Below are 1,559 nucleotides of genomic sequence, written 5' to 3' on the forward strand. Positions count from 1 at the left end.
GGACGGCGAAATCGTGTGGTCCTGACCTCCCGGTGCTGGGGTCAAGCTCGCGTGCTTCGACGCGCATGCGGGTGATGGGGGCAAGAGAGCCGGTCCCCAAGGAGAGCGCGTATAAGCCGTAAGCCCATCGCGCAGGGAATGCCGCATAGGCGTTAAGGTAGCGCGAGCATCGATTGATACTTGCGTTTTCGAGGAGGCTCGCGAAGGTGGCGCCCCAACGCGCGTTTTCTGCGGCGCAAGCAACGGATGGTTGGTTGTGGAATGATTGCTTGCAGCAAGGATGCAACGAGCTGCTGCAGGACCCGCCAAGCGCCAGGCGTCGTTAAGCGGCCTGCGTCCAGTGGGGAGAGTCCTCGAAGTCGCTGGCAAGCGGCTCGAGCAACAGGATGATCAGGAGGTGGGCCAGCAGGTAGGGCTTGGCAGAGCGCGGATCGGTTCCTGGCGGCGTCTTGAGGCCAATCAGACTCTTCAGTCGCTTGAACCCAAGCTCGATCCGCCATCGCAATCGATAGAGCGCAAGCACATCTTTGGTGGAGAACTCGTCCCGCGCGAGCGACGTGATCAGAATGACCCAATCCGCAGCCTCCAAAGTTTCTTTGGAGATGATGCGGTTTTCATCTTTTGCGTCTTGCCGGGCTTTACGCCGAGAAGCAGCAGCCGCACCGGTGGGCTTCTTGATTGCGACCAGACGCATAGCCAGAGGCGCGCCGCCCTTGCGCTTGATCCAAATCTCCCGATCGACCAGTCCGCGCGCCTTCGCGGCACGCAATTGGGCCATCAGATCGAACGGAAGGCCTTTGGCGTCAAGCCAACGTGCGTTCTTCCAGCCCGCTCGGATCAAAACGTCGGCCCCGGCTTCGCGGACGGCCGCAATGCGGTCAGGTTGCAGATAAGCGCGGTCAGCAATGCGGATCTCGTTCTTGACCACTGGTATCCGGTCAAACGTTTCGCCCTCTTGCTGATCTGTCAGCTCGAAGTGACCAAAGCGCTCATAGGGCAGATCAAATGCGCTATGAACGCGCCAAAGCTCACTGTTCTTGCGCGCAGCCGGTCCCGCCTGAGGCACTGTCGTCGCATCGATGATGCGGATCAGGCGGCCTTGGCTCGCCTTCGGAGCTGCCGCAGCGAGCAAGCCCTCCACCAGCACCGCAAACCAATCACCACATTGACGCAGCCGATAGAACAACGCCACGCTGGTGAGGTCGGCAAGGCCAACAGAAGCCGCCCATGCGGCTGTCGATCTCAGCCCTCTTTCACCCAAACAATAGGCCAGCATCAGCCGAAGTAACGTCACCGCATCTGGAATCTGCCGCCGACGCGCGAAGGCCTTCGTCTGGCGCGCAGTTTTCTCGAGCTGCGCAGCCCCGCCCAGCTGCGCAACCACTCTCGTCCAGTCCTCGTTCAGGAGCGATTCGTCTGCCATCCCCTGTTCGAATCACGGCGGATTCCAACACTCAAGCATAAACTTAACGCCTATGGGGAAGGCCGGGTGAAGGCCTCACCCATGGCCCGCCTGCAGAAAAGAAAGCAGGCGGCAGTCACCACAGGATCAGCCGATC

General features: G+C 60.7%; 1 protein-coding gene. It reads right to left on the bottom strand.

Annotated elements, in window-relative coordinates; all coding sequences use genetic code 11:
* Positions 1–322 precede the first annotated feature (322 nt).
* Positions 323–1,423, bottom strand: a complete 1,101-nt coding sequence (locus tag QX135_RS32385) for an IS4 family transposase (RefSeq protein WP_315701243.1) — start codon at positions 1,421–1,423, stop codon at positions 323–325.
* Positions 1,424–1,559 lie beyond the last annotated feature (136 nt).

Source organism: Bradyrhizobium sp. SZCCHNR1098, from assembly GCF_032489375.1.
Classification (GTDB): Bacteria; Pseudomonadota; Alphaproteobacteria; order Rhizobiales; family Xanthobacteraceae; genus Bradyrhizobium.

What these genes read in the sequence shown, in the direction of transcription:
- QX135_RS32385 (WP_315701243.1), bottom strand. Translation starts at nt 1,423, where the DNA reads ATGGCAGACGAATCGCTCCTGAACGAGGACTGGACGAGAGTGGTTGCG.